The 26514-nt window shown below is 75.8% G+C and carries 27 protein-coding genes and 1 tRNA gene; 12 read left to right on the top strand and 16 right to left on the bottom strand.

All coding sequences use genetic code 11. The features are described 5' to 3' along the window. Positions 1-3 precede the first annotated feature (3 nt). Positions 4-1263: a glycosyltransferase 87 family protein gene (locus JD79_RS04180; protein WP_211307858.1), complete on the top strand. Its 1260-nt coding sequence runs from the start codon at positions 4-6 to the stop codon at positions 1261-1263. Here the strand turns inward: JD79_RS04180 and JD79_RS23360 are convergent. From JD79_RS23360 to JD79_RS04155, 5 genes are all read right to left on the bottom strand, one after another. Next, the gene (locus tag JD79_RS23360) at positions 1196-1861 is read right to left on the bottom strand and encodes a prolyl oligopeptidase family serine peptidase (RefSeq protein WP_245899663.1); all 666 of its coding nucleotides are present in this window, start codon (positions 1859-1861) and stop codon (positions 1196-1198) included. The two genes, JD79_RS04180 and JD79_RS23360, sit on opposite strands and share 68 nt — an antisense overlap. Before the next feature lie 1119 nt (positions 1862-2980). Continuing rightward, complete coding sequence (locus JD79_RS04170; protein ID WP_110004504.1) at positions 2981-4102, bottom strand: hemolysin family protein; 1122 nt, start codon at positions 4100-4102, stop codon at positions 2981-2983. Then, complete coding sequence (locus tag JD79_RS04165; RefSeq protein ID WP_110004503.1) at positions 4099-5445, bottom strand: hemolysin family protein; 1347 nt, start codon at positions 5443-5445, stop codon at positions 4099-4101. Before JD79_RS04165 ends, JD79_RS04170 begins: the two co-directional genes overlap by 4 nt. Before the next feature lie 102 nt (positions 5446-5547). Continuing rightward, positions 5548-5621: transfer RNA gene (locus JD79_RS04160), tRNA-Pro, on the bottom strand. Positions 5622-5694: 73 nt separating this feature from the next. After that, positions 5695-6606: a metallophosphoesterase gene (locus JD79_RS04155; RefSeq protein WP_211307857.1), complete on the bottom strand. Its 912-nt coding sequence runs from the start codon at positions 6604-6606 to the stop codon at positions 5695-5697. 70 nt (positions 6607-6676) lie between these two features. Here JD79_RS04155 and JD79_RS04150 point away from each other — a divergent pair, with 70 nt between their 5' ends. After that, positions 6677-7129, top strand: a complete 453-nt coding sequence (locus JD79_RS04150; RefSeq protein WP_110007412.1) for a GatB/YqeY domain-containing protein — start codon at positions 6677-6679, stop codon at positions 7127-7129. Positions 7130-7200: 71 nt separating this feature from the next. On the opposite strand, the gene JD79_RS04145 is transcribed toward JD79_RS04150, so the two are convergent. Genes JD79_RS04145 through bagA form a run of 3 tightly spaced genes read right to left on the bottom strand, consistent with a single transcriptional unit; the run spans position 7201 to position 11684 of the window. Next, entirely contained in the window at positions 7201-9399 is a 2199-nt protein-coding gene (locus JD79_RS04145) for a transglycosylase domain-containing protein (protein WP_110004502.1), read from the bottom strand. Between the two features lie 42 nt (positions 9400-9441). Then, complete coding sequence (bagB, locus tag JD79_RS04140) at positions 9442-10698, bottom strand: ATPase BagB (protein WP_245899661.1); 1257 nt, start codon at positions 10696-10698, stop codon at positions 9442-9444. Further along, entirely contained in the window at positions 10695-11684 is a 990-nt protein-coding gene (gene bagA, locus JD79_RS04135; protein ID WP_110004501.1) for an ATPase BagA, read from the bottom strand. The genes bagB and bagA overlap by 4 nt, the downstream gene beginning before the upstream one ends. Positions 11685-11792: 108 nt before the next feature. On the opposite strand from bagA, the gene sp36 reads away from it, so the two are divergent. The 3 genes from sp36 to JD79_RS04120 all read left to right on the top strand — a co-directional run bounded on the left by sp36 (position 11793) and on the right by JD79_RS04120 (position 13378). Then, the gene (gene sp36, locus JD79_RS04130; protein ID WP_093577674.1) at positions 11793-11966 is read left to right on the top strand and encodes a Sp36 family protein; all 174 of its coding nucleotides are present in this window, start codon (positions 11793-11795) and stop codon (positions 11964-11966) included. Positions 11967-11976: 10 nt separating this feature from the next. After that, a complete protein-coding gene (locus JD79_RS04125) occupies positions 11977-12453 on the top strand; it encodes a RidA family protein (protein WP_110004500.1) in 477 nt (158 codons plus the stop codon). 130 nt (positions 12454-12583) lie between these two features. Then, positions 12584-13378, top strand: a complete 795-nt coding sequence (locus tag JD79_RS04120; protein WP_110004499.1) for an NUDIX hydrolase — start codon at positions 12584-12586, stop codon at positions 13376-13378. Positions 13379-13622: 244 nt separating this feature from the next. On the opposite strand, the gene JD79_RS04115 is transcribed toward JD79_RS04120, so the two are convergent. Further along, complete coding sequence (locus tag JD79_RS04115) at positions 13623-14297, bottom strand: Crp/Fnr family transcriptional regulator (RefSeq protein WP_110004498.1); 675 nt, start codon at positions 14295-14297, stop codon at positions 13623-13625. A gap of 174 nt (positions 14298-14471) precedes the next feature. After that, entirely contained in the window at positions 14472-14711 is a 240-nt protein-coding gene (locus JD79_RS04110; RefSeq protein WP_110007410.1) for a hypothetical protein, read from the bottom strand. Positions 14712-14803: 92 nt separating this feature from the next. Here JD79_RS04110 and nth point away from each other — a divergent pair, with 92 nt between their 5' ends. Genes nth through JD79_RS04085 form a run of 5 tightly spaced genes read left to right on the top strand, consistent with a single transcriptional unit; the run spans position 14804 to position 18565 of the window. Next, positions 14804-15583, top strand: a complete 780-nt coding sequence (gene nth, locus JD79_RS04105) for an endonuclease III (RefSeq protein WP_245899659.1) — start codon at positions 14804-14806, stop codon at positions 15581-15583. Further along, a complete protein-coding gene (locus JD79_RS04100; RefSeq protein WP_110004496.1) occupies positions 15580-16161 on the top strand; it encodes a TlpA family protein disulfide reductase in 582 nt (193 codons plus the stop codon). The genes nth and JD79_RS04100 overlap by 4 nt, the downstream gene beginning before the upstream one ends. After that, a complete protein-coding gene (locus JD79_RS04095; protein WP_245899657.1) occupies positions 16158-16928 on the top strand; it encodes an NUDIX hydrolase in 771 nt (256 codons plus the stop codon). Before JD79_RS04100 ends, JD79_RS04095 begins: the two co-directional genes overlap by 4 nt. Beyond that, complete coding sequence (locus tag JD79_RS04090) at positions 16925-17380, top strand: cupredoxin domain-containing protein (protein WP_110004495.1); 456 nt, start codon at positions 16925-16927, stop codon at positions 17378-17380. The genes JD79_RS04095 and JD79_RS04090 overlap by 4 nt, the downstream gene beginning before the upstream one ends. A 3-nt stretch (positions 17381-17383) precedes the next feature. Then, the gene (locus JD79_RS04085; protein WP_110004494.1) at positions 17384-18565 is read left to right on the top strand and encodes a MarP family serine protease; all 1182 of its coding nucleotides are present in this window, start codon (positions 17384-17386) and stop codon (positions 18563-18565) included. Positions 18566-18656: 91 nt separating this feature from the next. Here the strand turns inward: JD79_RS04085 and JD79_RS04080 are convergent, their stop codons facing one another. The 3 genes from JD79_RS04080 to acs form a co-directional block, all read right to left on the bottom strand. Beyond that, complete coding sequence (locus JD79_RS04080; RefSeq protein WP_281270341.1) at positions 18657-19451, bottom strand: alpha/beta fold hydrolase; 795 nt, start codon at positions 19449-19451, stop codon at positions 18657-18659. 146 nt (positions 19452-19597) lie between these two features. Further along, entirely contained in the window at positions 19598-20101 is a 504-nt protein-coding gene (locus JD79_RS04075; protein ID WP_110004493.1) for a phage holin family protein, read from the bottom strand. Positions 20102-20231: 130 nt separating this feature from the next. Further along, on the bottom strand, positions 20232-22184 hold the full coding sequence (gene acs, locus JD79_RS04070; RefSeq protein WP_245899655.1) for an acetate--CoA ligase: 1953 nt from the start codon (positions 22182-22184) through the stop codon (positions 20232-20234). A 121-nt stretch (positions 22185-22305) separates the two neighbouring features. Here acs and JD79_RS04065 point away from each other — a divergent pair, with 121 nt between their 5' ends. Next, a complete protein-coding gene (locus JD79_RS04065) occupies positions 22306-23013 on the top strand; it encodes a (2Fe-2S)-binding protein (protein ID WP_110004491.1) in 708 nt (235 codons plus the stop codon). Position 23014: 1 nt separating this feature from the next. Here JD79_RS04065 and hflX read toward each other — a convergent pair whose 3' ends face one another. The 3 genes from hflX to JD79_RS04050 form a co-directional block, all read right to left on the bottom strand. Further along, complete coding sequence (gene hflX / locus JD79_RS04060; protein ID WP_110004490.1) at positions 23015-24169, bottom strand: GTPase HflX; 1155 nt, start codon at positions 24167-24169, stop codon at positions 23015-23017. A gap of 93 nt (positions 24170-24262) precedes the next feature. Next, on the bottom strand, positions 24263-25297 hold the full coding sequence (locus JD79_RS04055) for an S-adenosylmethionine:tRNA ribosyltransferase-isomerase (RefSeq protein ID WP_245899653.1): 1035 nt from the start codon (positions 25295-25297) through the stop codon (positions 24263-24265). After that, positions 25294-25983 (bottom strand): SDR family NAD(P)-dependent oxidoreductase, encoded by a 690-nt coding sequence (locus tag JD79_RS04050; RefSeq protein WP_110004488.1) that lies wholly within the window; start codon positions 25981-25983, stop codon positions 25294-25296. The genes JD79_RS04055 and JD79_RS04050 overlap by 4 nt, the downstream gene beginning before the upstream one ends. A gap of 46 nt (positions 25984-26029) precedes the next feature. On the opposite strand from JD79_RS04050, the gene soxR reads away from it, so the two are divergent. Then, the gene (soxR, locus tag JD79_RS04045) at positions 26030-26497 is read left to right on the top strand and encodes a redox-sensitive transcriptional activator SoxR (protein WP_110004487.1); all 468 of its coding nucleotides are present in this window, start codon (positions 26030-26032) and stop codon (positions 26495-26497) included. The last annotated feature ends 17 nt before the right edge of the window (positions 26498-26514 follow it).

Genomic DNA, 26514 nt, shown 5'->3' with positions numbered 1-26514 from the left:
GGGGTGGCCCCCGTCGGCCGGCGGGCCGCGGCGCAGGCCGCCGCGGTCCTCGCGCTGGCGGCGGTGGCCGCGCTGGTCTCCGTTCTGGTGCCGAACGACCCCTGGCACAACTGGTTCGACCTGCGGGTCTACGACGGCGCGGCCGAGTGGTGGCGCTCGGGCCGCCCGCTCTACGACTACACCTACGGCCGCACGCAGTACGGCTTCACCTATCCGCCGTTCGCGGCGCTGCTCATGCTGCCGATGACGCTGCTGCCGATCGAGGCGGTGGCGGCCGTGCACGCCACGGTCAACCTGCTCGTCCTCGCCGGCGTCACCTGGTGGCTGGTCGCCCCGCTGGCACGCCGGCACGGCCGGCCGGTCGGGTTCGCCTGCGCCGCCGCGGTCCCGGTGCTCTTCGTCCTCGAGCCGGTGCGGGAGACGATCGGGTTCGGCCAGGTCAACCTGGTGCTGCTGGCGCTGGTGCTGGCCGACGTCGCCGCGCTGCGCCGCGGGTCGCGGTGGGCCGGCGTCGGCATCGGGCTGGCCGCGGCTTTGAAGATCACGCCGGGTCTGTTCGTGGTGTACCTGCTGCTGACGCGGCGCTGGCGGGCCGCGGGCGTCGCGGCCGGCACCGGGGCCGTCGCGACCGGCCTGGCGTTCGCCGTCGCCCCGGACACCTCCTGGCGCTTCTTCACGGCCACGCTCTGGCAGACCGACCGGGTCGGCCGGCTGGACAAGACCTCCAACCAGTCGCTGCTGGGCGCGCTGGCGCGGCTCACCGACCCGGCGCAGCCGCCCCGGCCGGTGTGGCTGGTCCTCGCCGTCGCCGCGCTGGCGCTGGTGCTGGTCCGCGCCGTGCGCGCCGCCCGGGCCGGCGACGACCTGGCCGGCGTCACGCTCACCGGGCTGGCCGCGTGCCTCGTCAGCCCGATCACCTGGTCGCACCACCTGGTCTGGCTGGTACCGGCGCTGGTCGTGCTCGTCGACGTGGCCGCGGGGAGCCCGGTGGTCCCGGGGACGACGCCCTGGGCGCGGTCCCGCCGGTCCGCCGGGGCGCTGGCCGCCGTCGCCGCGCTGGTCCTGGCGTCGTCCTCGATCTGGTTCGCCGAGGCCGACCCCGGCCACCACCGTGACGCCGGCGTGCTCGGGGTCGTGGTCGAGGACCTCTACCTGCTGACGACCCTCGCCGTCGTCGCGCTGCTCCCCGGCCGGCTCACGGCCGCACGTGCCGCAGCGCGAACGACAGCGCCGTCTCGACCTGCCGGATCGTCTCCTCGGTGACCAGCGAGCCGTGGCCGGCGTCGAAGCGGTACACCTCGTGCGGCTTGCCGAGCCGGTCGAGCTCGGCGAGGTAGTTCTCGATCTGGCGGATCGGGCAGCGCGGGTCGTTGGCGCCGGCGACGACGAGCACCGGCGCGCGCACCTGCTCGACGTGGGTGATCGGCGAGGACCGCACGTAGCGCTCCCGCACCTCCTCGGGGGAGCCGCCGAACAGCGCCCGGTCGTAGGCCCGCAGGCCCTCCATCTCGTCCTCGTAGGCGGCCAGGTAGTCGGCCACCGGGACCTCGGCGATGCCCGCGGCCCACCGCTCGGGCTGGGTGCCCAGGCCCAGCAGGGTGAGGAAGCCACCCCACGAGCCCCCGGTCAGCACCGCCCGCGCCGGGTCGAGGAAGCCCTCGGCGACCAGCGCGTCGTAGACGGCGGCGACGTCCTCGAGCTCGGTGGGACCCGGCCGGCCGGTCAGCGCGTCGCGCCAGGCGCTGCCGTAGCCGGTGGAGCCGCGGTAGTTGACGTGCACGACCGCGTAGCCGGCGTCGACGTAGGCGGCCCGGCGGGCGCGGTAGGAGTCGTCGTCGGCGGCCTCGGGGCCGCCGTGCACCAGGAACGCCGTCGCGTACGGCGCCTCCCCGGCCGGCCGGACGACGAGGGCGTGCACGTCCCCGCCGGGGCCGGGCACCCAGCGGTCCTCGACCGGGTGGGCCGCGGGCGGCGCCTCGCCGGGAGCGGCCAGCACCACGGGGCCGTCGGCGCGGCGGATGACGGGCGGGAGGGCCGAGGAGGACCAGGCCAGCTCCACCGTGCCGTCGGGGCGGGCGGTGGCCCCCGGACGACGCCGGGCGGGGTGTCCAGCCGCTCCAGCGCCCCGCTGCCGAGGTCGTAGCGGTAGAGCTCGCTGCGGGCGGCGTGGTCGTGCCCGACCAGCAGCGCCGACCCGTCGGGGTACCAGCCGGCGGTCACGTCGCCGGGGAGGTCGAGCACGATCTCGACCTCGCTGTCGGCCGCGACGTCCCAGACCAGCAGCTCCTCGCGGCCGCGCCGCTCGTGGCCCACCAGCAGCCGCCGGTCGCCGGGCAGGGGCGCGAACTCCAGCGCGTGCAGGCCGCGCCCCTCGCCGTCCCACTTCTCCGCGACGACCGAGTCGTCGTCCGTGCGCAGCACGCGCAGCGCCGGGTAGCGCGGGTCGCCGTGCTCGGAGTGCGAGACGACCAGCAGGTCGTCGTCGAGGGTGAGGGCGTCGACCGAGGCGGGGTCCTCGTGCCGGTAGACCACCCGCGGCGTCCCGCCGACCGGGGCCACCCACAGCTCGCTGCCGTCGTCGGTGGACCGGCCGATCGCGACCAGTGAGCCGCCGATCTCCAGGCCCGCGGGGTAGGCGGGCCCCACCTCGGGGACGGCGACCCGGTCCTCCCCGCCGGCGAAGGGCTGCACCATCCAGACGCCGAACTCGTCGCCGTCGGTGTCGGCGAACCACCAGATCGTCTCGCCGTCGGGGGACAGCGTGCCGATCAGGGTGCCGTTGGGCCGGTCGGTGGCCTGGCGGTGCGCGTCGGTGGTGCGGTCCCACGCGTACTGCTCGACGACGCCGCTGACGTCGGAGGCGTACAGGCACCGCTGCGGTGCGTGCAGCGCCCAGTCGGGCAGGCTGACGCGGGGCGCGCGGAAGCGCGCCTGCCAGCGGGCGGTGACCTCCGGGGACAGGACGGGGGCGCTCACCCGGTCATCTTCCCCCGGCGCCCGCACCGGCCGGTCGGGCGGCCCGGCCGCGGGCGGCGCGGTCGGCGATGACCCGCTCCTGCGTGGCCGCGGCGTCGCGGACGTCGCCGATGAGCAGCTCCAGCACGTCCTCCAGGGCCACCAGGCCCACGGTCCGCCGCGCCCCGCCGGTGGCGTCCACCACGCCGCCGAGGTGGGCGCCCTGCGCCCGCATCTCCGACAGCACCTCGGGCAGCCCCGTGCCGGGGGCGATCGGCACCAGCCGGTTGACCAGCTCCTCGGGGATCGGCCGGTCGCGGTCGGCGGCCTCGACCCCGAGCACGTCCTTGACGTGCACGAAGCCGACCAGCGACCCGTCGTCGGCCTGCACGGGGTAGCGGCTGAAGCCGTGCTCGGCGACGACGGCCTCCAGCTGCCGGGGAGTGGTCGAGCGCGGCACCGTGACGACGGTGTCCATCGGCAGCACCACGTCCTCGACGGCGTGCTGCTCGAAGGTGAGCGCGCCGGCGGCCAGCTCGCTGACCTTGCTGCCCAGCAGCCCCTCGCGCCGCGACTGGGTGATCATCGACCGGATCTCGGTCTCGTCGAAGCTGGCGGCGATCTCGTCGGTGGGCGTGGCGCCGAACAGCCGCACGAAGGCGTTGGCCGTGGTGTTGAACGTCCAGATCACCGGCTTGAGCAGGCGGGAGAAGGCGGCCAGCGGCGGCCCGAGCGCGATGGCGGCGCGGTCGGGCCCGGCGATGGTGATGTTCTTCGGCACCATCTCGCCGAGCACCATGTGCAGCACGGTGACGATCGACAGCGCGATGACCAGCGCGATCGGGTGCAGCAGCGCCTCCGGGACGCCGAGGGCGTGCAGCGGGGCCTCGATGAGGTGGGCGACGGCGGGCTCGCCGACGGCGCCCAGGCCCAGCGAGCACAGGGTGATGCCCAGCTGCGCGCCGGCCATCATCTGCGACACGTTGCGCATCGCGGCCAGCGTCTTCGCCGCCCGCGCCGAGCCGGCCTCGGCCCGTGGCTCGATCTGGTCCACGCGCGCGGACACCAGGGCGAACTCGGCCGCCACGAAGAACGCGTTGCCCAGCAGCAGGGCGACGAGGATCAGCAGGCTGACGACGTCGCTCATGCCGCCGTCCGCTCCGCGCGCACCCGCGACGCCGTGGCGCCGGGTGGGAGCACCACCGTGCGCTCGGCCCGGACCCGCGCGATCCGGCGGCCGTCGAGGGTCTCCACGGTGAGCCGCGCGCCGTCGAGCTCGACGGTGTCGCCGACGTCGGGCAGCTTCTGCAGCCGCTCGGCGAGGAAGCCGGCCAGGGTCTCGTAGCGGCCCTCGGGGACGGCGATCCCGGTGCGGTCGAGCACCTCGTCGGGGCGCAGCAGCCCGGAGAGCACCCACCGGACGTCGTCGACGCGGCGCGCGGTCCGCAGCGGCCGGTCGGTCTCGTCGGTGATCTCGCCGACCAGCTCCTCCACGATGTCCTCCAGTGTCACGACGCCGTGCGTGGCGCCCCACTCGTCGACGACGAGCGCGATCTGCAGGCCCTGCTCGCGCAGCAGGTCGAGCAGCCGCTCCAGCTTCAGCGACGACGGCACGGCGAGCACCGGGTCGGCCAGCTCACCGGCGGTGCGACGGGAGCGCTCCGCCTCGGGGACGGCGACCGCGCGCTTGACGTGCACCACGCCGGTGACCTCGTCGAGGTCGGAGCCGTAGACCGGGAAGCGCGAGTTGCCCGACTCGGTGGCCGCGGCGATGACGTCGGAGGCGGTGGCGCTCGCGCGCAGCGTCCACAGCCGGGTGCGCGGTGTCATGACGTCGGTGGCGTACTTGGCGCGCAGGCCCAGTGAGCGCTCGAGCAGCCGGGCGGCCACGGGGGAGAGGTCACCCTCCTGGGCCGACCGGCGGGCCACCGCGGCCAGTTCGTCGGCGCCGCGGGCGGAGTCGAGCTCCTCGCGCGGCTCGAAGCCGAGCCGGCGCACGATCGCGTTGGCCAGCCGCTGGAGCGCGTTGACGACGACGCCCGCGACCGCGGTGAACGCCCGCATGCCCGGCGCGACCCAGCGGGCGACCCCGAGCGGGTTGGCGATCGCGAGGTTCTTGGGCCCGAGCTCGCCGAGCAGCATCTGCAGCGTCGTCGCCAGTGCCAGCGCCAGGCCGTAGGAGACACCGGTGGCCGCTCCCTGGGAGAGTCCCAGCGCCTCGAGCGGGCCGTGCAGGAGCTGCCCGATCGCGGGCTCGGCGAGGTAGCCGACGACCAGGGTGGTCAGCGTGATGCCCAGCTGGGCCGCCGAGAGCTGGGTGGACAGCGACTTCAGCGCCGTCACGACACCGCCTGCGCCCGCGTCACCCGCGCGGGCGGCCTCCTCGACACGGCCGCGGTCGACGGTCGTGAGGGAGAACTCGGCGGCGACGAAGAAGCCGGTGAGTGCCGTGAGCACCACGGCGGCGAGGAGGAGCAGCCACTCGGTCATCAGGTCCGACGGTGCCCGCTGCGCGCCCGGCTCAACCGGAACGGACCCGGAACACACCAGGAACGGCCGAGGGGCCGCCTTCCGGCGGCCCCTCGGCTGGAGTCGGGGTGACAGGATTTGAACCTGCGGCCTCGTCGTCCCGAACGACGCGCGCTACCAAGCTGCGCCACACCCCGGCGTTCCTCGACCACTGTAGCCGAGCCGCGCGACCGGCCCGGCGGCGGGTCGGGCCGGTCGTCGGGCCGTTCCTCAGGCGGGGCGCGCGGTCAGCGTGAGCAGTGTCGCCTCGGGCGGGCAGGCGAACCGGGCGGGCGCGTAGGGGCTGGTCCCCAGGCCCGCGGAGACGTGCAGCCAGGTGCCGTTCGGCCGCCCCGGCGCGGGCTCGGCCCACCGGTGCAGCCAGCGGACCCGCTCCCGGTCGATGCCGCAGTTGGTCACCAGCGCGCCGTAGAACGGGACCCGCAGCTGGCCCCCGTGGGTGTGCCCGCACAGCAGCAGGTCGTAGCCGTCGGCGGCGAATCGGTCGAGCACCCGCGGCTCGGGGGAGTGCACGACGCCGATGCGCAGGTCCGCCGTCGGGTCGGCCGGGCCCTCGACCAGGTCGTAGCGGTCCCGCCCGATGTGCGGGTCGTCGCACCCGGCGAACACGATCCGGCGGCCGTCGACGGGAAGCTCGCCGCGGGCGTTGGTGAGGTCCAGCCAGCCGCGGCCGGTCAGCCCGTCGCGCAGGTCGTGCCACGGCAGGTCGATGCCGTGGACACGCTTGTCGGGCTCCGTGAGGTAGCTGAGGGGGTTCTTCGGCCGCGGCGCGTAGTAGTCGTTGGACGAGGTGACGAAGGCGCCGGGCCGGTCGAGCAGCGGGTCCAGCGCCTGCAGCACCGTCGGGACGGCGTCCGTCCCGGCCAGGTTGTCCCCGGTGTCGACGACGAGGTCGGGCTCGAGGCCGTCGAGGGCGGCCACCCAGTCCCGCTTGGAGCGCTGTCCGGCGGTCATGTGCAGGTCCGACAGGTGCAGCACGGTCAGCGGCGCGGAGCCGGGGGCGAGCACGGGGACGTCGAAGCGGCGCAGCGTCCAGCGGTTGCGCTCGACCAGCGACGCGTAGGCGGCCGTGGAGGCGCTCGCCGCGACGGTGGCCGTGGGGAGGGCGGTGTACCAGCGCACGGGCCGGAGCCTACGGGGAGGGCCGGACGCCGACGGGTGCCCGGCAGGGACGTCGTGCCAGGCTGGAGACGTGCCTGACCTCAAGGACCAGCTGCGCGCCGACCTGACCACCGCCATGAAGTCCCGCGACGAGCTGCGCACCGCCACGCTGCGGATGGTGCTCGCGGCGGTCAGCGCGGAGGAGGTCGCCGGCAAGGAGGCCCGCGAGCTGTCCGACGACGAGGTGCTCGGCGTGCTGCGCCGGGAGGCCAAGCGCCGTCGCGAGGCCGCCGAGGCGTTCGAGTCCGCCGGCCGCACGGAGCAGTCCGCGCGGGAGCGGGCGGAGGGCGAGGTGGTCGCCGGCTACCTGCCCGCCCAGCTCGACGACGCCGACCTCGCCGCGATCGTCGCCGACGCGGTCACCCGCACCGGCGCGAGCGGGATGAAGGACATGGGCCGCGTGATGGGCGCGGCCAACGCGGTGGTCGCCGGCCGCGCCGAGGGCTCCCGGGTGGCCGCGGAGGTCCGCCGCCAGCTCGCCTGAGCACCCCCGGCGGCAGGGACGGCCACCTCTGCCGCCGGCCCGTCGGTGGTCGGCGGCCGTCCACCGACCGGCTAGTTGCCGAAACCGCCCCAGCCGCCGCCGTTGCCGGGCCAGCCGTTCGCGGTGCCCTGGTCGGGGGCGGGCTGGTCGGCCGGGCCCTGGTCCGGCTGCTCCGCACCCTGCGTCGGTTGCGTCGGCTGCGGAGCCGGGGAGCCCTGGCCCATCAGCACCGGGTCGGCCGGCGGGAAGGCCGAGGTCGGCTTGTCGGCGAGGTAGGGCGCGAACGTGTCCGCGAAGATGGTCGCGGGCATGTTGCCGCCGTAGCCGCCGACGTCCTGCTGCTCCTTCGGGTTGAACACCATGACGCTCGCGGCGTACTCGGGCATGACGCCGACGAAGGCGACCGAGTCGCGGCCCTGGGCGGTGCCGGTCTTGCCCGCGATGGCGTGGCCGGGGATGTTGGCCCGCTGGCCGGTGCCCACGTTGCTGGCGGTGTCGCCGACGAGGATGTTGGCCAGCGTGTTGGCGACGTTCGCCGGGATGGACTCCGGGGTGCAGTTGTCGTCCCGGACCAGCGGCTGGCCGTCGTCGCCGGTGAGGGGCTGGCCGTTGCGGTCGAGGACCTGCACGACCGGGGTCGGCGTGCACCGGGTGCCCTGGGCGCCCAGGGTGGCGTAGGCGTTGGCCAGGTCCATCGGGGCGGTGGCCTCGGCGCCGAGGGTGAACGACCCGAAGTTCCCGTCGATGATCTCCTCGGCGGAGTGCTGCGTGGGCTGGTCGAAGGTCAGGCCCATCCGCTCGGCCATGCGCACCGGGCCCTCCACGCCGCCGAGGCGGTCCTCCAGCGCGACGAAGTAGGTGTTCGACGAGCGGACCAGCGCCCCGACCATGTCGAGGGTGTCGGGGTAGTCGCCGACGTTCTCCACGCAGTACATGCCGTCGGACTGCTCGCGGTCGCCGCCGCACGCCGGCCCCCGGAACACCCGGGAGGTGTACCGGTCGCCCGGGGTGGTGATCACGGTGTTGGCGCGGATCCCGGCCTCGAGGGCCGCCGCGGCGGTGAACGTCTTGTAGGTGGAGCCCGCGCCCTTGCTCGCCGCGGTGTGCAGGACGACGGACTCGCACTCGGGGTCCGAGCAGCCGAAGCGCCGGTTGACGCTCATCGCCAGCACGTCGCCGGTGCCCGGCTTGAGGGCGGTGAACACGCCGGCGAGCTGGTCGCCCATCGGCAGGGTGTTGAGCACCGCCTGGTCGCCGAGGGTCTGCAGCTGCGGGTCGAGGGTCGTCTGGATGGTCAGGCCGCCGTTGTCCAGCAGCTCCTGGCTGATGCCGAGCGTCTGGGTCAGGTACTGCTGCATGAAGGCGCAGAAGAAGCCGCCGATGGCGGCGTCGATGCAGCCGTTGGGCGGGCTGACGCCCGGCGCCACCTGCACCGGCTCGGCCATGAGGGCGGCGAGCTGCTCGGGGGTCGTGCCCTCGAGGTGCCCGAGGTCGTACATCCGCTGCAGCACCTGGTTGCGGCGGGTCTGCCCGTTCTCCGGGTTGGTGATCGGGTCGTCGTTGGTCGGGCTCTGCACCAGCCCGGCCAGCATCGCGGCCTGGGGGAGGGTCAGGTCGGCGGCGTTGACGCTGAAGTACTGCTGGGCGGCGGCCTGGATGCCGTAGGCGCCCTGCCCGAAGTACACGATGTTCAGGTACCGCGTGAGGATCTCGTCCTTGGGATAGGTCTCCTCGAGCGCCAGGGCCAGCCGGGCCTCGCGCAGCTTGCGCGACAGGCCCTCGACGCCGTCCTGCTCGATGGCCTCCTGCCGCTCCTCGGCGCTGTCGGCGGTCTCCAGCAGGGTCTGCTTGACCAGCTGCTGGGTGATCGTCGAGCCACCCTCCTGCACGGAGCCCGCGGCCACGTTGGTCACCGCGGCGCGCAGCGTGCCCTGCACGTCGAGACCGTTGTGCTCGTAGAAACGCGAGTCCTCGATGTCGACCAGCGCCTGCTTCATGACGTCGGCGATCTGGTCGGCGGCCACCACCGTGCGGTTGTGCGCGTAGAAGTTCGTGATCAGCGAACCGTCCGCGGCCAGCACGCGGGAGTTGCCCGCGGGGGTGGCGTCGGTGAGCTCCACCGGCAGCGCGTCGAGCAGCGACGCGGAGTTGCGTGCCGCCAGCCCGGTGCCACCGACGAGGGGGAACAGCATCCCGGCGACGAGTGCGCCGGCCACCACGACGAACGCGGCGAGCTTGCCCAGGACCCGGGCGCGGGAGACAGCAGACATCACCCGAAAGGGTACGGGGCGCGACGACGCGGCCGGCCGGGATCAGACGCGGCGCGCGGGCAGCACCCGGGTCCGCGGGACGCCCGTCGGCGTGTCGCCGTCGGGCCCGGTGAGTGCCTCGGCCATGGTGCGCAGCCCGTCGAGGTCGTGCACGTCCCCGGCGGCCGCCGGGACGGTCCGCATGCCCACCTCGGGGTGGGCGCTGGTGAACCGGTCGGCCAGCCGCTGCTCGCGGGCGGCCAGGAGCATCCGCTCGGCGTGCACCCGCAGGGCGCCGGCGGCCAGGGCCGCGGCGGGGTCGTCGTCCCCGGCCTCGGCGGCGGTCTCGGCGGCGGTCTCGGCCCGGGTGGCCGACAGCCGCGTGCTCGCCGGCGGGTGGGTGCGGTTGAGCACCAGCCCGGCCAGGGGCATGCCCTCGGAGGAGAGCCGGTCGACGAAGTAGGAGGCCTCGCGGAGGGCGTCGGGCTCCGGCGTCGCCACGACGACGAACCACGTCCCCGGCCGGCGCAGCAGCTCGTAGGTGGCGGTGGCCCGCTCGCGGAAGCCGCCGAACATCGTGTCGAGGGCGCTGACGAACGCGGAGATGTCGCGCAGCAGTTGGCCGCCGAGGACCTTGCTGATGATCCGCGTGAAGATCATGAAACCGGCGCTGGCGAACTTGAACCCGGCCCGCCCGCCGGCCCGGGCGGGGGCGGTGAGCAGCCGGATCATCGTGCCGTCGAGGAAGCGGCTCATCCGGTTGGGCGCGTCGAGGAAGTCCAGCGCCGACCGGGACGGCGGCGTGTCGACGATGATCAGGTCCCAGGTGTCGGCCGCGCGCAACTGGCCGAGCTTCTCCATCGCCATGTACTCCTGCGTCCCGGAGAACGAGGACGACAGGGTCTGGTAGAAGGGGTTGGCCAGGATCTGCTCGGCCCGCTCGGGCGTCGAGTGCGCGACGACGATGTCATCGAACGTCCGCTTCATGTCCAGCATCATCGCGTGCAGCTCGCCCGTGGCCCCCGGGACGTCGACCCGCCGCGGCTCGTTGTCCAGCTCCTCCAGGCCCAGCGACTGCGCCAGCCGGCGGGCCGGGTCGATGGTGAGGACGACGACCCGGCGGCCGGCCTCGGCGGCGGCCAGGGCCAGCGCGGCCGACGTCGTGGTCTTGCCGACGCCGCCCGAGCCGCAGCACACGACGATCCGGGTGTCGGCGTCCTCGATGAGCGCGGCGAGGTCCATGGGCGGCGCCTGCCGGTCGGCCGCCGGGCGGGCGGCGGTGCGGGCCGGGCGGGGCGCCGCCTCCTCGGCGGCGCTCACGCGGCGACCTCCGCACCGAGGTGGTCCTCGAGCCGGCCGGCCAGCTCGAACAGGCACCCGAGGTCCATCGGGCCGGGCAGCAGCGGCAGTTCCGCCAGCGGGCGGCCCATCGACTCCACCCGGGCGCGCAGCGCGTCCTGGGCGGCCCACCGCTGCGCGTGCTCGACCGCCTCGGCGGCCAGCGCGTCGGCGAGGTCGGCATCGGCGGGCAGGCCGGCCGCGGCCAGGCCGGGCGCCAGGTCGGTGCCGGTGACGGCGCCCTCGACGGCCCGGGCCAGGGCGTCCTCCGGGAGCACCGGCTCGCTGGCCATGTTGACGATCACCGACCCCACGGGGAGGCGGGCCTCGGTGAGCTCGGCGATGGCGTCGGCGGTCTCCTGCACGGGCATGTCCTCGAGCAGCGTGACCAGGTGCACCGCGGTCTGCGGCGAGCGCAGCACCGCCATGACGCCGTCGCTCTGGGTCTTGATCGGGCCGGAGCGGGTCAGCTCCGACATCTCCCCGGTGACGTTGAGGAACTTGGTGATCCGCCCGGTCGGGGGCGCGTCGACCACGACCGCGTCGTAGACCCGCCGGCCGTCCTCGCGGCGGGTGACGGCCTCCTTGACCTTCCCGGTGATCAGCACGTCGCGCAGGCCCGGGGCGATCGTCGTGGCGAAGTCGACCGCGCCCATCTTGCGCAGCGCCCGGCCGGCCCGGCGGAGGTTGTAGAACATCTCGAGGTACTCGAGCAGGGCCTCCTCGACGTCGATCGCCAGGGCCCGCACCTCGCCCCCGCCCCGGGTGACCGCCACCCGGCGCTCCTCGTAGGGCAGCGGCGGGGTGTCGAAGAGCTGGGCGATGCCCTGCCGCCCCTCGCACTCGACCAGCAGGACCGTGCGGCCCTCGGAGGCCAGGGCCAGGGCCAGGGCGGCGGCGACCGTGGTCTTGCCCGTCCCGCCCTTGCCGGTCACGACGTGGCAGCGCACGGGGAAGTCGGGGCTCACCCGGACCAGGGTAAGGACCCCGCTGCCCCCCACGCCTCGCGAGCTCGGCGCGGGCCCCTGCAGCGGGGCCGCTGAGCGGTGCCGTGGCCTGCGCTAGCGTCGTCCACCATGAGCGAACCGGCCCGCCGCAGGTGGGAGTACGCCACCATCCCGCTGCTGATCCACAACACCAAGGCGATCCTCGACTCGTGGGGCGTCGACGGCTGGGAGCTGGTGACGGTGCTGCCGGGTCCGACCGGCCCCGAGCAGCCGGTCGCCTACCTCAAGCGCCCGCTGTCCTGAGGCGGCGGCGATGACGCAGGGGACGCAGGCGCCGAGCTGGCGCGCCCGCCTGGCCGAGCTGGGCATCCGGCTGCCACCGGTGGCCGCGCCGGTCGCCTCGTACGTGCCGGCGGTGCGCTCCGGGCAGCTGGTGTTCACCTCCGGCCAGCTGCCCTTCGTCGACGGCGGGCTGCGGCGCACCGGCAAGGTGGGCGGCTCGGTCGACCCGGAGGACGCCGCCGCCGACGCCAAGCTGTGCGCCCTGAACGCGCTGGCCGCCGTCGACGACCTCGTCGGCCTGGACTCGGTGGCGCGCATCGTGCGCGTCGTCGGCTACGTGGCCAGCGCCGAGGGCTTCAGCGGCCAGCCCCGGGTGGTCAACGGGGCCAGCGAGCTGCTGGGCAAGGTCTTCGGCGAGGCCGGCCACCACGCCCGCAGCGCGGTCGGCGTCGCCGAGCTCCCGCTGGGCGCGCCGGTGGAGATCGAGCTGACCGTCGAACTGCGATGACGTCGCCGTCCTCCGGACGGCACCGCGACCCGGTGCCGTCCCCCTGGGGCGCGGAGCCGCTCCCCGTGCCCCGGCCGGGAGGTCCTCCGGCCCTCCGCGACCGCTCCACCGCCTCCTGCGTCGGCGCGCGATGACGACCGAGATCCGCCCGGCGGCGACGGTCCTGCTGCTCCGCGACGGCGCCGAGGGCCTGGAGGTCCACCTGCTGCGCCGCACGCGCGGCATGCCGTTCGCCGGCGGGATGACCGCCTACCCGGGCGGCGGGGTGGACCGGCGCGACGGCGACACCGACGTCGCCTGGGCCGGCCCGGCACCGGCCGAGTGGGCGCAGGCGCTGGGCTGCGACGCGCGGACCGCGCGCGAGCTGGTGTGCGCCGCCGTCCGGGAGACGTTCGAGGAGGCCGGCGTGCTGCTGGCCGGGTCGCCCGACGGCAGCGACGTCGTGCCGGACGTGTCCGGGGACGACTGGGAGGCCCAGCGCCAGGCGCTGCTCACCCGCGAGCTGTCGCTGGCCGAGCTGCTGGCCAGCCGCGGGCTGGCGCTGCGCGCGGACCTGCTCCGGCCGTTCGCGCACTGGATCACGCCGCCGCAGGAGACCCGGCGCTACGACACCCGGTTCTTCGCCGCCGCGCTGCCGGTCGGCCAGGAGGCCCGCGACGTCTCCGGTGAGGCCGACGAGGCCAGCTGGCTGACGCCGGAGGCCGCGCTGGCGCAGATGCGGGCGGGCACCCGGCCGATGCTGCCGCCGACCATCCACACGCTGAGCCAGCTGGCGGGCTTCGCGGACGTCGCCGCCGCGCTGGCCGGCTCCCCGCCGGAGCCCCTGCACCCGATCATGCCGGAGCTGAGGACCACGCCCGAGGGGCGCTTCGCCGAGCTCCCCGACGGCACCCGGATCGGCCTCGTGGTGCCGCTCCCCTCGTGACCCTCCGGGTCACACCGCGGCCAGCGGCCGTCCCCCGGGGGCGCTGAGCCGCTCCCGCGACCTCGCAGGGCGGTGCCCGGTGGGGGCACCGCACGCGAGAGGCCCGGAACCGGGTCGGTTCCGGGCCTCTGACGCGTGTGGACCGGTCACGGGGGCCGGAGGGCCTCCCGGCAGGGGCGCGGGGACGGCTCGGTCCGGGTCGGGACGGCACCTGGCCGCGGGGCGGTCCGGGAGGACCGCGACGTCACCGCGCGCGGCGGCGGAGTCGGTCCTCGTCGAGGACGACGACCGACTTGCCCTGCAGCTGGATCCAGCCGCGGTGCACGAAGTCGGCCAGCGCCTTGTTGACCGTCTCGCGGGAGGCGCCGACCAGCTGGGCCAGCTCCTCCTGCGTGAGGTCGTGCTTGACCCGCAGGCCGTCGGACTCGCGGCTGCCGAAGCGGTCGGCCATCTGCAGCAGCGCCTTGGCCACGCGGCCGGGGACGTCGGTGAAGATCAGGTCGGCCACCGAGTCGTTCGTGCGCCGCAGCCGCCGGGCGAGCACGTGCAGCAGCCGCTCGCCGACCTCGGGGTGCGCCTCGATCCACGGCCGGAGCACCGACTGCGGCATCTTGGCCAGCTTCACGTCGGTCACCGCGGTGGCCGTCGCGGTGCGCGGGCCGGGGTCGAAGACCGACAGCTCACCGAACTGGTCGGAGGGACCCATGACGGCGAGCACGTTCTCGCGGCCGTCGGGCGAGCGGCGGGACAGCTTGATCTTGCCGCTCAGCACGATGTAGAGGCTGTCGCCGGGTTCGCCCTCGTTGAACACGACCCGGCCCCGCGGCAGGGTGATCGTCTCCAGACGACTGGCGACCGGGTCGACGGCCTCCTCCGAGAGCCCCTGGAAGAGCCCCGACTGGGCCAGCACCTCGTCCACCACGTGTCCTCTCCACCCCACCGTTCTCGCTCGACGTGCGGGGCGGCAGCGCCCGCGTCCAGGGGGAGTCTAGGCGGCTGTGCCCACCGTCACCCGTTCGGAGACACGCGGGTGACCCGGCGGGGTGAGCACGGACCCGCCGGCGACGCGCCGTGCGCGGTCCGGGCCGGCGGGTCAGACCAGCGAGTCGGAGCTCTGGCGGACCCGGGAGCGGCGGCGGCGGCGCCAGCGCGCCATCGCCCGGCGGATGCCCGAGGCGGCCAGGGTGTCGACCTCGCCCTGCGTCGCGGAGCCGAGGAACTCGGCCACCTCGCGCGGCGACGTCGGCCGGCGCAGCGGCTCCTCGACCCGTTCCATCACCAGGAGGAAGGCGATGACCATGGGCGGGAAGAGGATCACGATGAGCGCGACCACGTCCACCTCCTGTCCGGTCGCTGGGAGCAGGCCTGTGAGGCGATGATGACACGGGCCCGGGACCGTCGCCGATGACGCATACCCTCGACCGCGTGTCCACGCCGGCCTACGCGCGCCCCGCAGCGCGCCGCGCACCCGCCCGCCCGGCCGACGTGCCGTTCGACCCGGACGAGACGCCGCTGGCCCGCACCCGCCGCGCCCGCCGGATGGCCCGCGAGCTGGCGGTGATCCACCCCGATGCCCACTGCGAGCTCGACTTCACCAACGCCTTCGAGCTGCTGGTGGCCACCGTCCTGTCCGCGCAGACCACGGACAAGACGGTCAACCGGGTGACGCCCGCGCTGTTCGCGGAGTACCCGGACCCGGTGACGCTGGCGGGCGCGGACCGGGGCGACCTCGAGGAGATCCTCAAGCCCACCGGCTTCTTCCGCGCCAAGGCCAACTCGGTCCTCGGGCTCGCCCAGGCGCTGGTGGAGCGGTTCGACGGCGAGGTCCCCGGGCGGATGGCCGACCTGGTCACGCTGCCCGGTGTGGGCCGCAAGACGGCGAACGTCGTCCTCGGCAACGCCTTCGACGTCCCCGGGCTCACCGTCGACACCCACTTCGGCCGGCTCGTCCGCCGCTTCGGCTGGACCGCCGAGGAGGACCCGGTCAAGGTCGAGGCGGAGGTCGCCGAGCTCGTCCCGAAGCGCGACTGGACGATGTTCAGCCACCGCGTGATCTTCCACGGCCGGCGGGTGTGCCACGCCAAGAAGGCCGCCTGCGGCGCGTGCGGGCTGGCCCGCTGGTGCCCCTCGTACGGCATCGGTCCCACCGACCCCGAGGCGGCGCTGAAGCTGGTGAAGACGCCCGCGGCGTCGGACACCGAGTGAGCGCCCGCCGCACCGCCGCGCTCCTGCTCGGCCTGGGTCTGGCGCTGTCGGCCTGCACGGCCGAGGCCGACGAGCCCGGGACCCCGCGGCGCGCCACCGTCGCCGCCACGCAGACGGAGCTGACGGCCTGCCCGGAGCAGCCCGAGGAACCGGCGGCCGGCGAGCTGTCGGGCGTCGCGCCGATCGAGTGCTTCACCGGCGGGACGCTCGACCTCGGCCGCGCGCCCGGGGCGCCCACCGTGCTGAACCTCTGGGCCAGCTGGTGCGGCCCGTGCCGGGAGGAGCTCCCGCTGGTGCAGCAGCTCGCCGACCTCGCCGGCGACCGTGTCCGGGTGGTGGGTGTGATCAGCCAGGACGGCGTCCCGCAGGCGGCCTCCTTCGCCGACGACGCCGGCGTCACCCTCCCCGGCGCCTTCGACGGGCGGGGCGACGTCGCCGCGGCGCTGGGGCTGCGCGGCCTGCCGCACACGGTGTTCCTCGCCGCCGACGGCTCGGTGGCCTTCGTGCGCACCGGGGCGGTCGAGTCCCTCGACGAGCTGCGCGGCCTGGTCGCCGAGCACCTGGGCGTGCAGCTGTGACCGGCCTGCTGCCCGGGGTCGACCCCACCGGACTGCCGGGTTACCTGCAGCGGCTGGTGGCCGCGGCGGGGGACCTGCCGCTGCGCCACCGCATGCAGGGCGCCACCGACACCGCGCGCCGGTCGGCGGTGCTCATCCTGTTCGGCGAGGGCCCGCGCGGGGCCGACGTCCTGCTCATCGAGAAGTCCGCGCGGTTGCGCACGCACGCCGGGCAGCCGGCCTTCCCCGGCGGCGGCGCCGACCCGGGTGAGGACTACCCCGTGGGCACCGCGCTCCGGGAGGCCCAGGAGGAGGCCGGCGTCGACCCCGACGGCGTCCGGGCGCTCGCCACGCTGCCGGAGCTGTTCCTCGGACCCTCGGACAACCTCGTCGTCCCGGTCGTCGCCTGGTGGGAGGACCCGCGCGACGTCGCCGTCGGCGACCCGCTGGAGGTGGCCCGGGTGGCTCGCGTGCCGCTGGACGAGCTCGCCGACCCGGCGAACCGGTTCCGGGTGCGCCACCCGATGGGCTACGTCGGGCCGGCCTTCGGCGTCGCCGGGATGGTCGTGTGGGGCTTCACCGCGGGCCTGCTCGACGCGGTCCTCGAGGCCGCCGGCCTGGCGCGGCCGTGGGACGAGCGCGACGTCCGCCCGCTGGAGGCGGCGGGCGGCCGCCCCGCGACCGCGCCCGGGTCGCTCGGGGAGGGCGGCGCGGAGGACGCCGCCGCGCCGACGGTGGCCGACGGCGGGCCCGGGGACCCCGCGGCGCGTACGGTTCCGCGCCGATGAGCGGAATCTGGACGCGCCGCCTCCCGGCGGCGCTGGCCGGTGCGGTGCTGGCCGCCGGTGTGCTGGCCGGCTGCGGCTCCGGCGACGGCGCCGACCCGGGGGCGGCCCCGTCCAGCAGTGACGCGTCGCTGGGCACGGTGACCACGGGGGAGGACGGCGTCCAGGAGGTCACCATCCAGACCCCGGACGACTACGTGTTCGTGCCCGACACCTTCACCGTGGCGCCCGGCCGGGTGCGGCTGACCGTGCAGAGCACCGCCACGCAGGCCACGCACAACTTCCGCTTCACGCCCGGCGCCGGCGTCGAGGAGATCCCCGAGGAGATCCCGCTGCTCGCTGCGGGGGACACCGAGACCATCGAGTTCGAGGTCACCGCGCCGGGCGAGCACCCCTTCGAGTGCAGCTTCCACGTCCAGCTCGGCCAGACCGGCGTCATGACGGTGCGCGGCTGACCCATGTCACTGGTCGACCTCGCCCTCATCGCCCTCGCCCTCGGCTTCGCCTTCTCCGGCTTCCGCCAGGGTCTGGTGGTGTCGGCCACCTCCTTCCTCGGCTTCCTCGGCGGCGCCGTCCTCGGGGCCCAGCTGTCCGGGCCGGTCGCCGACCGGCTCGACGGGTCGCCGGTGACCCGCGTGTTCGCCGCGCTCGTCGTCGTCCTGGCGGGGGCGCTGCTCGGCCAGGTGCTGGCCGGCGCGATCGGGCGGGCGGTGCGCCGGCGGGTCACCTGGGAGCCGGCCGAGGTGCTCGACTCGGTGGCCGGCGCGGTGGTGTCGGCGGTGGCGGTGCTGCTGGTGGCGTGGATGGTGGCCACCCCGCTGGCCAGCGCCCCGTTCCCCGGGCTGGCCGGTCAGGTGCGCAAGTCGGCGCTGGTGCAGGCGGTCGACCGGGCCGTGCCCGACAGCGTCCGCGCGGTCTACGACTCCCTGCGCGAGGCGATCGACCGGCGCGGGCTGCCCGACGTCCTCGATCCGCTGACCCCCACCCAGGCCCGCGAGGTCGAGGCACCGGACGCGGCGCTGGCGGGCAGCCCCGTCGTCGGTCAGGTGCAGGGCTCGGTGGTCAAGATCAGCGGCATCGCGCCGTCGTGCTCGCGGCAGATCGACGGGTCCGGCTTCGTCTACGCGCCCGGCCGGGTGATGACCAACGCGCACGTCCTCGCCGGGGTCGACGACCCCGTGGTCGAGGCCGAGGGCGGGGAGTACGAGGCGACGACGGTCTACGTCGACGAGGAGGTCGACATCGCGGTGCTCGCGGTGCCCGGCCTGCCGCAGGTGGCGCTGGCCTTCGCCCCGGAGGTCTCCGACACCGGCGACGACGCGATCATCATGGGCTACCCCGGGGGCGGGGCGCTGTTCATCGGCCCGGCCCGCGTCCGCGACCAGGGCCCGATCAGCGGACCGGACTTCCGCGACACCCGCACGGTGCAGCGCGACGTCTACGCGCTGTTCGGCGAGGTGCGCGCCGGCAACTCCGGCGGGCCGCTGTTCGACCCGGCCGGCCAGGTCCTCGGCGTGGTCTTCGCCTCGGCGATCGACGACCCGTCCACCGGCTACGCGCTCACCGCCCAGCAGGTCGCCCCGGCCGCCCGCGCCGGCGCCACCGCGACCGCCGAGGTCGACACCGGCCCCTGCGAGTGAAAGGACCACCCTTCCCCCCGCACCTCGCACGCTCGGCGCGGGCCCCTGAAGGGTGGCCACACCGCCACCGGACCCCTGCGGGGGCCTCCTCTCAGCGGGCCATGTCGGCGATGGCGGCGCCGAGCTCGGCCGCGGCCTCCTCGGGCGGGAAGTGGCCGATGCCGGGGAGCTCGCGCCACTCGTAGGCGCCGGCCACGTAGCGGCCCGAGCCCCGGGCGGTGCGCGGCAGCACCAGCGGGTCGGCGCCGCCGTGCAGCTGGAGGGTCGGTGCGGTGACCGGGGCGGCCATCCGGCGGGCGTAGCGCAGCCCGTCGGGCCGCAGCTGCGAGCGCCCGGCCCAGCGGAAGTACTCCATCGACCCGTAGGCCGCCTGGGGGATCCGCGCGGCCGACCGGTAGCGCTCGACCGCCTCGGCGAAGTCGGCGGTCTGCGTCCAGGCCGGCCCGGCCCAGTTGCGCAGGAACTCGGCCACCGGGTCGTCGTCGGTGCGGGTCAGCCGCCGCTCGGGCAGCCGGGGCACCTGGAAGCCCAGGACGTGGCGCAGCGCCCTGCGCTGCGCGGCGTCGCGCAGGCCGCCCCGGAGCAGGCGCGGGTGGGCCATCGAGACGACGACCAGCCGGCGCACGACCCGCGGGTGCAGCGCGGCCATCGTCCAGGCGACCAGCCCGCCCCAGTCGTGCCCGACCACGACGGCGTCGCGCTCGCCGAGGGCGCGGACGAGCGCGGCGACGTCGCTGGCCGCCGTCGGCAGGTCGTAGCCGCGCGGCGGCTTGTCGCTGGCGCCGTAGCCGCGCAGGTCGGGCGCGACCGCCCGGAACCCGGCCGCGGCGAGGACGGGCAGCTGTGCCCGCCAGGTCCACCAGAACTGCGGGAACCCGTGCAGCAGGAGGACCAGCGGGCCCTCCCCGGCCTCGGCCAGGTGCAGCCGGACACCGTTGGCCGAGGCGTCGCGGTGGATCCAGGGCCCGGGCAGCAGGACGCTGGTGGCGTCGGGCCGCTCGTCCGCGGGGGCGCCCCCGGGCGTGCCGGCGCTCAGACCAGGTAGCTGTCGGGGGAGCGCCGCTCGACGCGCCCGTTGCTCACCGTGGGCAGCGCCCGGCGGCGCTGGCCCGGCTCCTCGCGGTGCATGACGTCGGGCAGCTCGCGCAGCGACTCCATGGTCCGCTCCGGCTTGTCGATCTTCTTGAGCATCCGCAGGCCGATGAACCCCGCGACCGCGGCGACCAGCAGCAGGCCGACGGTGACGATCAGGTAGGAGACCCAGCGGGCCAGGCCGAGCCAGGTGAAGAACTCGGCGAGCGTGACGAACAGGTAGATGCCGGCGAAGGCCAGCAGCACCCCCGCGACGGCGAACAGCGCGACGCTGATGCCGGCCTTCTTCGCCGAGCGGCTGACCTCGGCCTTGGCGAGCTCGATCTCCGCGCGGATCAGCGTGGAGACGTCGGCCATGGCGCTCTGCACCAGCGCGCCCACGGAGGGGTCGGCGTCGGCGGCATGCCGCGCGGCGGGCTGGGTGGACGACGCGCTGTGGGCCACGGGGGCTCCTCCCTGGTCGGACAGTCGGACGGCCGCGGACGGCCTGCCGAGGATCGTCCCCCATGATCGCCGCGCGCGCGTCCCGGCTCCCCCTGTCGTGCGCGAGGAGCCGGGACGCGCGGCCGGCTGCTCAGTCCTCCGAGGAGGACGACGCGGGGAGCTTGTCCTTGATCAGGTTCATCACCGAGGAGTCGGTGAGCGTGGTGACGTCGCCCAGGTCGCGGTTCTCGGCGACGTCGCGCAGCAGCCGCCGCATGATCTTGCCCGAGCGGGTCTTGGGCAGCTCCTGGACGACCATGATCTGCCGGGGCTTGGCGATCGGGCCGATGTCCTTGGAGACGTGGGTGCGCAGCTGCTGCACCAGGTCGTCGCCGGAGTCGGTGGCCGAGCCGCGGAGGATGACGAAGGCGACGATGCCCTGGCCGGTGGTGGGGTCGGACGCCCCGACGACGGCGGCCTCGGCGACGGCGGGGTGGGCGACCAGCGAGGACTCCACCTCGGTGGTGGAGATCCGGTGCCCCGAGACGTTCATGACGTCGTCGACCCGGCCGAGCAGCCAGATGTCGCCGTCGGCGTCCTTCTTGGCGCCGTCGCCGGCGAAGTAGACCTCCCGGCCGAAGCGCGACCAGTAGGTGTCGACGTAGCGGTCGTCGTCGCCCCAGATGGTGCGGAGCATCGCCGGCCACGGGGTGGTGAGCACCAGCAGGCCGGTGGTGTCGTCGCCGAGCTCGTTGCCCTCGTCGTCGACGACCTTGGCCGAGATGCCGGGGAACGGCGTCTGCGCCGAGCCCGGCTTCAGCGAGGTCACGCCCGGCAGCGGGGTGATCATGTGCGCGCCGGTCTCCGTCTGCCACCAGGTGTCGACGATCGGGCAGCGCTCGCCGCCGATGTTGCGGTGGTACCAGAGCCAGGCCTCGGGGTTGATCGGCTCGCCCACCGACCCCAGCACCCGCAGCGAGGTGAGGTCGAAGCCGGCCGGGATGTCCTCGCCCCACTTCATGAACGTCCGGATGACCGTGGGCGCGGTGTAGAGGATCGAGACGCGGTACTTCTCGATCAGCTCGAACCAGCGGCCGCGGTGCGGCGTCTCCGGCGTGCCCTCGTACACCACCGACGTCGTCCGGTTGGCCAGCGGCCCGTAGACGATGTAGCTGTGGCCGGTGACCCAGCCGACGTCGGCGGCGGTCCAGTAGACGTCGGAGTCGGGCTTGAGGTCGAACGTCGCCCAGTGCGTGTACGCGACCTGGGTGAGGTAGCCGCCGGAGGTGTGCAGGATGCCCTTCGGCTTCGCCGTCGTGCCCGACGTGTACATGATGTAGAGCGGGTGCTCGGCGTCGAAGGCCTCGGGCGTGTGCTGCGGCGACTGCCGGTCCACGACGTCGTGCCACCACAGGTCGCGGCCCTCGGTCCACTCGACCTCCTGCTCGGTCCGCTTGACCACCAGCACGTTGCGGACGCCCTCGGTGCGGGTCAGGGCGTCGTCGACGGCCGGCTTGAGCGCGCTCGGGGCGCCGCGGCGGTAGCCGCCGTCGGAGGTGATCACCAGGACGGCGCCGGCGTCGGTGATGCGGGAGGCCAGGGCGTCGGCGGAGAAGCCGCCGAAGACGACCATGTGGACCGCGCCGATGCGGGCGCAGGCGAGCATCGCGACGATCGTCTCGGGGATCATCGGCATGTAGACGGCCACCCGGTCGCCGGCGGTGATGCCGAGCTCGAGCAGCGCGTTGGCGGCGCGGCAGACGTCCTCGGTGAGCTGGGCGTAGGTGATGGTGCGGGTGTCGCCCGGCTCGCCCTCCCAGTGGTAGGCGACCTGGTCGCCGTGGCCGGCCTCCACGTGCCGGTCCAGGCAGTTGTAGGCGACGTTGAGCTTCCCGCCGACGAACCACTTGGCGAAGGGCGGGTCGTTCCAGTCGAGGACCTCGTCCCACTCCTGCGACCAGGTGAGCCGGCGCGCGGCGGTCTCCCAGAACGCCAGCCGGTCGGCCTCGGCCTGCGCGTACACGTCGGGGCCCACGTTCGCGGACGCGGCCAGCTGCTCCGGCGCCGGGAACCGGCGGCCCTCCGACCCGGTCGACTCGCTCACGTGGTGCTCCCTCCGTCTGGTGGCCCGCGGACCGCCGCAGGCCGCGTGTCCCATCCCACACCGTAGGGCCCGTGCGGGCAGAGGGCAGCCGCCCGCGACGGGGGTGCAGCACACTGACCCGGTGGACGGCGGGCCCCAGGCGGTCGTGGCGGCGCGGGTGCCCGGCGCCGCCGGCCTCGGCCTGCTCGCGCCGCCGTCGGCCCGCCCGTTCCCCGCCGCGCTGCTGGCCGACCCGGAGTGGACGGCGGACCGGGTGGCGGCGCTGGGCCGCCGCTACCGCAGCGCCGACCGGCGGGTGCTCGCGACGGTGTGGTGGTACTCGGCCTCGGCGGTGCTGCTCACGCCGGTCGCCGCCGGGCTGGCCACCGGCCGGCCGCTGTCGGCGCGGCTGGCCGACACCACCCTGTACGAGATCGCCGGCGGCACCGTGCTGGCCGGTGTCTCCCGGGCGCCGGCCGGGCCGGACCCGGCGGGGGAGCTGCGCGAGGCCCTCGGCTCGGCGATCGCGGCGGTGGCCGCGGCCGGCGGGGTGCGGCGGCGACCGCTGTGGGCGGTGGCCACCGACTCGCTGGCCGGCCGGCTGCTCGCCGTCGGCCGGGCGCTGGGCGACGTCGGCGCGGTGACCGCGCTGGCCGCGGCGGTGGCCGCGGCCGTCGGCGACCCGATGCCCGCGCCGCGCTACACCGACGTCGGCGGCGTCCGGTTCGTCCGCCGCGTCTCCTGCTGCCTGCTGGTCCGGCTGCCCGGCGAGGCCGCGTGCACCGCCTGCCCCGCCCGGCCTCCGGCGCACCGGCAGGTGCTCCTGGAGGACGCCGCCGGCCTCTGGTGAGTCACCGCGCCAGGGCCCGGGCGACGGCGGCGCGCAGGTCCTCCACGCCCTCCCCGGTCACCGCCGAGACCGGCACCGCGCCGGGGTAGGCGGCGCACAGTCCCGCCATCCACTCCGGCGGGGTGACGTCGGCCTTGTTGAGCGCGAGCAGCTCGGGGTGGTCACGCGCGCCGATCTCGTAGAGGACACCGCGGACCGCCGTCACCTGGCCCATGGCGTCCGGGGCGGAGGCGTCCACGACGTGCAGCACCAGGTCGGCGTCGACCACCTCCTCGAGCGTGGCACCGAAGGCGTCCACCAGCTGGTGGGGCAGGTGGCGCACGAAGCCCACGGTGTCGGTGAGCGTGAAGGGCCGGCCGTCGGGGGTGCGGGCCCGGCGGACGGTCGGGTCGAGGGTGGCGAACAGCGCGTCCTGCACGAGGACGTCGGCGCCGGTGAGCCGGTTGAGCAGCGCGGACTTGCCCGCGTTGGTGTAGCCGGTCAGCGCGACCGAGGGCACCCGGTTGCCGCGGCGCCGGGTGCGGGTCCGCTGCCGGCGGGCGGCGGTCTGCTGCACCTGACGCCGCAGCAGCGTCATCCGCCGGCGCAGGTGCCGGCGCTCGGTCTCCAGCCGCTGCTCGCCCGGTCCGCGCACCCCGGTGCCCGCGCCGCCCGCGCTGCGGCCGCCGCCGATCCGCGACAGCTCGGTCCCCTGCCCGCGCAGCCGCGGGAGCTGGTAGGCCAGCTGGGCGAGCTCCACCTGCGCGCGGCCCTCACTGCTGCGCGCGTGCTGGGCGAAGACGTCGAGGATCAGCGCCGTGCGGTCCACCACCCGCGCGCCCACGCGCTCCTCGAGGTTGCGCACCTGCGCCGGGGAGAGGTCGCCGTCGGCGATGACCAGCCCGGCACCGCGGTCGCGGACCAGCTCGGTCAGCTCCCCGACCTTGCCCGAGCCGAGGTAGGTGGCGGGGTCCGGGTGCGCGCGGGGCTGCACCATCCGCCCGACGACGGTCACGCCGTCGGTGTCGGCCAGCCGCTCGAGCTCGTCGAGCGGGTCGGCCGCGTCGTCGGCCGCGGTGTCGGGGCGCAGCCCCAGCAGCACCGCCCGGGGCGGGTCCCCGCCGTCCCCGCCCGCCGTTCCGTCCTGGTCCGCTCCGAGCAGCCACGCGCCTGGCATCCCGGCCTCCGGCCGTCGTCGCCGGGGGAGGGGGACGTCCTGCCCGGTCCCGGCTCCTCCAGCGTCGCCGCCACGGGAGCCGGGCGCCACCGGTCAGGGCAGGAAGAGCATCGAGTCGCCGAACTCGTGCCACAGGTAGGTGCCGGCCGCGGCCGCGTAGGCGCGCTCGACCGGGTCCCGCCCGGCGACCGCCTCGAGCAGCAGCAGGTGACTGGCCTCGGGCTCGTGCAGGCCGGTGACCAGCCCGGTCACCGCCCGCACCGGCCGGCCGGGGCCGAGCACCAGGTCGGTCCAGCCCTCACCGGGCCGCGTGACGCCGTCGGTGCCGGTGACCGTCTCCAGCGCCCGGGTCACCGTGGTGCCGACGGCGACCACCCGCCGCCCGGCCGCCCGTGTGGCGGTGACCAGCCGGGCGGTGACCTCCGGGACGCGGTAGCGCTCGGGCGCCGGCGGCTCGTGCAGCTCGGGGCTGGACACCCCCGCGTGCAGGACCAGGGGCACCACCGGGATGCCGCGGGCCACGAGCCGGACCAGCAGCCGGTCGGTGAAGGGCCGGCCGGCGCTGGCGTTCTCGGCGCTGCCCGGCTCGGTGGCGTAGACGTTCTGGACGTCGTCGAGGGCGAGCGGCCCGCGCAGGTGGCGGTAGCGGACCGGCGCACCGTGCCGCGCCAGGTACGCGGGGACGGCGACGGCCGGGGTCGCGGCCGCCCGCCACAGCCGGCCCGGGCGGGCCGGGTCCGGGAAGCCGGCACGCAGCACCAGCCGCACGCCGCCGGGCAGGGTGAGCGCGGCGCCGGGCTCCAGGCCGGTCTCGGGGCCGTCGTCGCCCGGGCGGCGGACCTCGACCACCCAGGTGCCGTCGTCCAGCGTCGTCGACAGGTGCACCGGCGTGGTCGTGCCGTCGGCCCGGCGGGCGGTCAGGCGGGCCGGCAGCGTCGCCGAGGTGTTGACGACGACGAGGTCACCGGGATCGAGCAGGCCGGGCAGGTCGGAGAAGCGGGCGTGGGTGAGGCTGCCCGGGCGGACGGCCATCAGCCGGACGCCGTCGCGGGTCGTGCCGCGGCGCTCCGGCGGCTCGGTGGCCTCCGCGCCCATGGGGACGGCTCCCCGCGACGTGGTGGCGGTCACCGCGCGCCCTCGAGGTCCGCGACGCGGACGCGGGGGCCGGGCAGGTCGCCGTCGAGTGCGTGCAGGAGCGCGCGGGCGACGTCCGCGGGCGCGGCCAGGTCGGCCGGGTCGGCGCCCGGGTCGGCGGCGGCGTGCAGGTCGGTGGCCATGTCGCCGGGGTCGACGGCGACCACGCGCAGCGCCGGGTGCTCGACGGCCAGCACCGCGGTCAGCAGGTCCAGCGCGGCCTTGCTCGCGCCGTAGCCGCCCCAGCCGGCGTAGGGCTCGACCGCGGCGTCGCTGCTGACCGAGACCACCGTCCCGCCGGCGCGCTCGAGGGCGGGGAGCACCGCCTGCAGCAGCGCCATCGGGGCGACGGTGTTGGTGCGCAGCACGTCCTCCAGCGCCGCCGGCGGGAGGTCGGCCAGCCGCGGCAGCGGGGTGGGGCCGAGGGTCGAGGCGTTGTTGACCAGCAGGTCGAGCGAGTCCCCGGCCGCGGCGGCCAGGACGGCGCGGTGGGCCGGGTCGGCGACGTCGCCCGCGAGGGCGGTGACGAGGTCGGGGCGGGGGAGCCCGGCGACGGCGGTGGCGAGCCGGGCGGGGTCGCGGGCGTCGAGGACGAGCCGCCAGCCGCGCTGCGACAGCTCGGTGGCGAGGGCGAGACCGAGGCCGCGCGAGGCCCCGGTGATCACTGCGGTGGAGGTCATGCGGTTACCGTGGGACCTCGAGTCGACTTGAGGTCAAGGGGGCGCCGTGGAGCTGCTGCCGATCGGGGAGGTGGCCGCGCGGTCGGGGCTGGCGCCGTCGGCCCTGCGGCACTACGAGGCCGAGGGGCTCATCACCGCCAGCCGCACGCCCGGCGGCGCCCGGCGCTTCCCCCGCTCGGTGCTGCGCCGGCTGGCGTTCGTGCGCGCCGCGCAGAACGTCGGCCTGTCGCTGCCCGAGATCCGCCAGGCGCTGGCCACGCTCCCCGACGGGCGCACGCCGTCGGCCCGCGACTGGGCGCGGCTGTCGGCCGGGTGGCGGGACCGGCTCGACGCGCAGATCGCCGCGCTCGAGCAGCTCCGCGACGGCCTGTCCTCGTGCATCGGCTGCGGCTGCCTGTCGCTGACGGCCTGCGCGCTGTCCAACCCGGGCGACGCCGCGGCCGCCGAGGGACCCGGCGCGCGGCGGCTGTCCCCGCAGCTGCGACGACTGCCCCCGGCCGGGCGCGCGGGCTGAGCGCACCTCGCGGAGCC

It is taken from the genome of Geodermatophilus normandii (genome assembly GCF_003182485.1).
GTDB classification, from domain to species: Bacteria; Actinomycetota; Actinomycetes; order Mycobacteriales; family Geodermatophilaceae; genus Geodermatophilus; species Geodermatophilus normandii.
Note: the sequence above shows the minus strand (reverse complement) of the source record. Positions and strands in the feature narration are given on the sequence as shown.

Coding starts and splice junctions, on each gene's coding strand:
- JD79_RS04170 (WP_110004504.1), bottom strand. CDS start 4,102: ATGAGCGACGTCGTCAGCCTGCTGATCCTCGTCGCCCTGCTGCTGGGC.
- JD79_RS04165 (WP_110004503.1), bottom strand. CDS start 5,445: ATGACCGAGTGGCTGCTCCTCCTCGCCGCCGTGGTGCTCACGGCACTC.
- JD79_RS04145 (WP_110004502.1), bottom strand. CDS start 9,399: ATGTCTGCTGTCTCCCGCGCCCGGGTCCTGGGCAAGCTCGCCGCGTTC.
- sp36 (WP_093577674.1), top strand. CDS start 11,793: ATGAGCGAACCGGCCCGCCGCAGGTGGGAGTACGCCACCATCCCGCTG.
- JD79_RS04125 (WP_110004500.1), top strand. CDS start 11,977: ATGACGCAGGGGACGCAGGCGCCGAGCTGGCGCGCCCGCCTGGCCGAG.
- JD79_RS04120 (WP_110004499.1), top strand. CDS start 12,584: ATGACGACCGAGATCCGCCCGGCGGCGACGGTCCTGCTGCTCCGCGAC.
- JD79_RS04090 (WP_110004495.1), top strand. CDS start 16,925: ATGAGCGGAATCTGGACGCGCCGCCTCCCGGCGGCGCTGGCCGGTGCG.
- JD79_RS04085 (WP_110004494.1), top strand. CDS start 17,384: ATGTCACTGGTCGACCTCGCCCTCATCGCCCTCGCCCTCGGCTTCGCC.
- hflX (WP_110004490.1), bottom strand. CDS start 24,169: ATGCCAGGCGCGTGGCTGCTCGGAGCGGACCAGGACGGAACGGCGGGC.
- JD79_RS04050 (WP_110004488.1), bottom strand. CDS start 25,983: ATGACCTCCACCGCAGTGATCACCGGGGCCTCGCGCGGCCTCGGTCTC.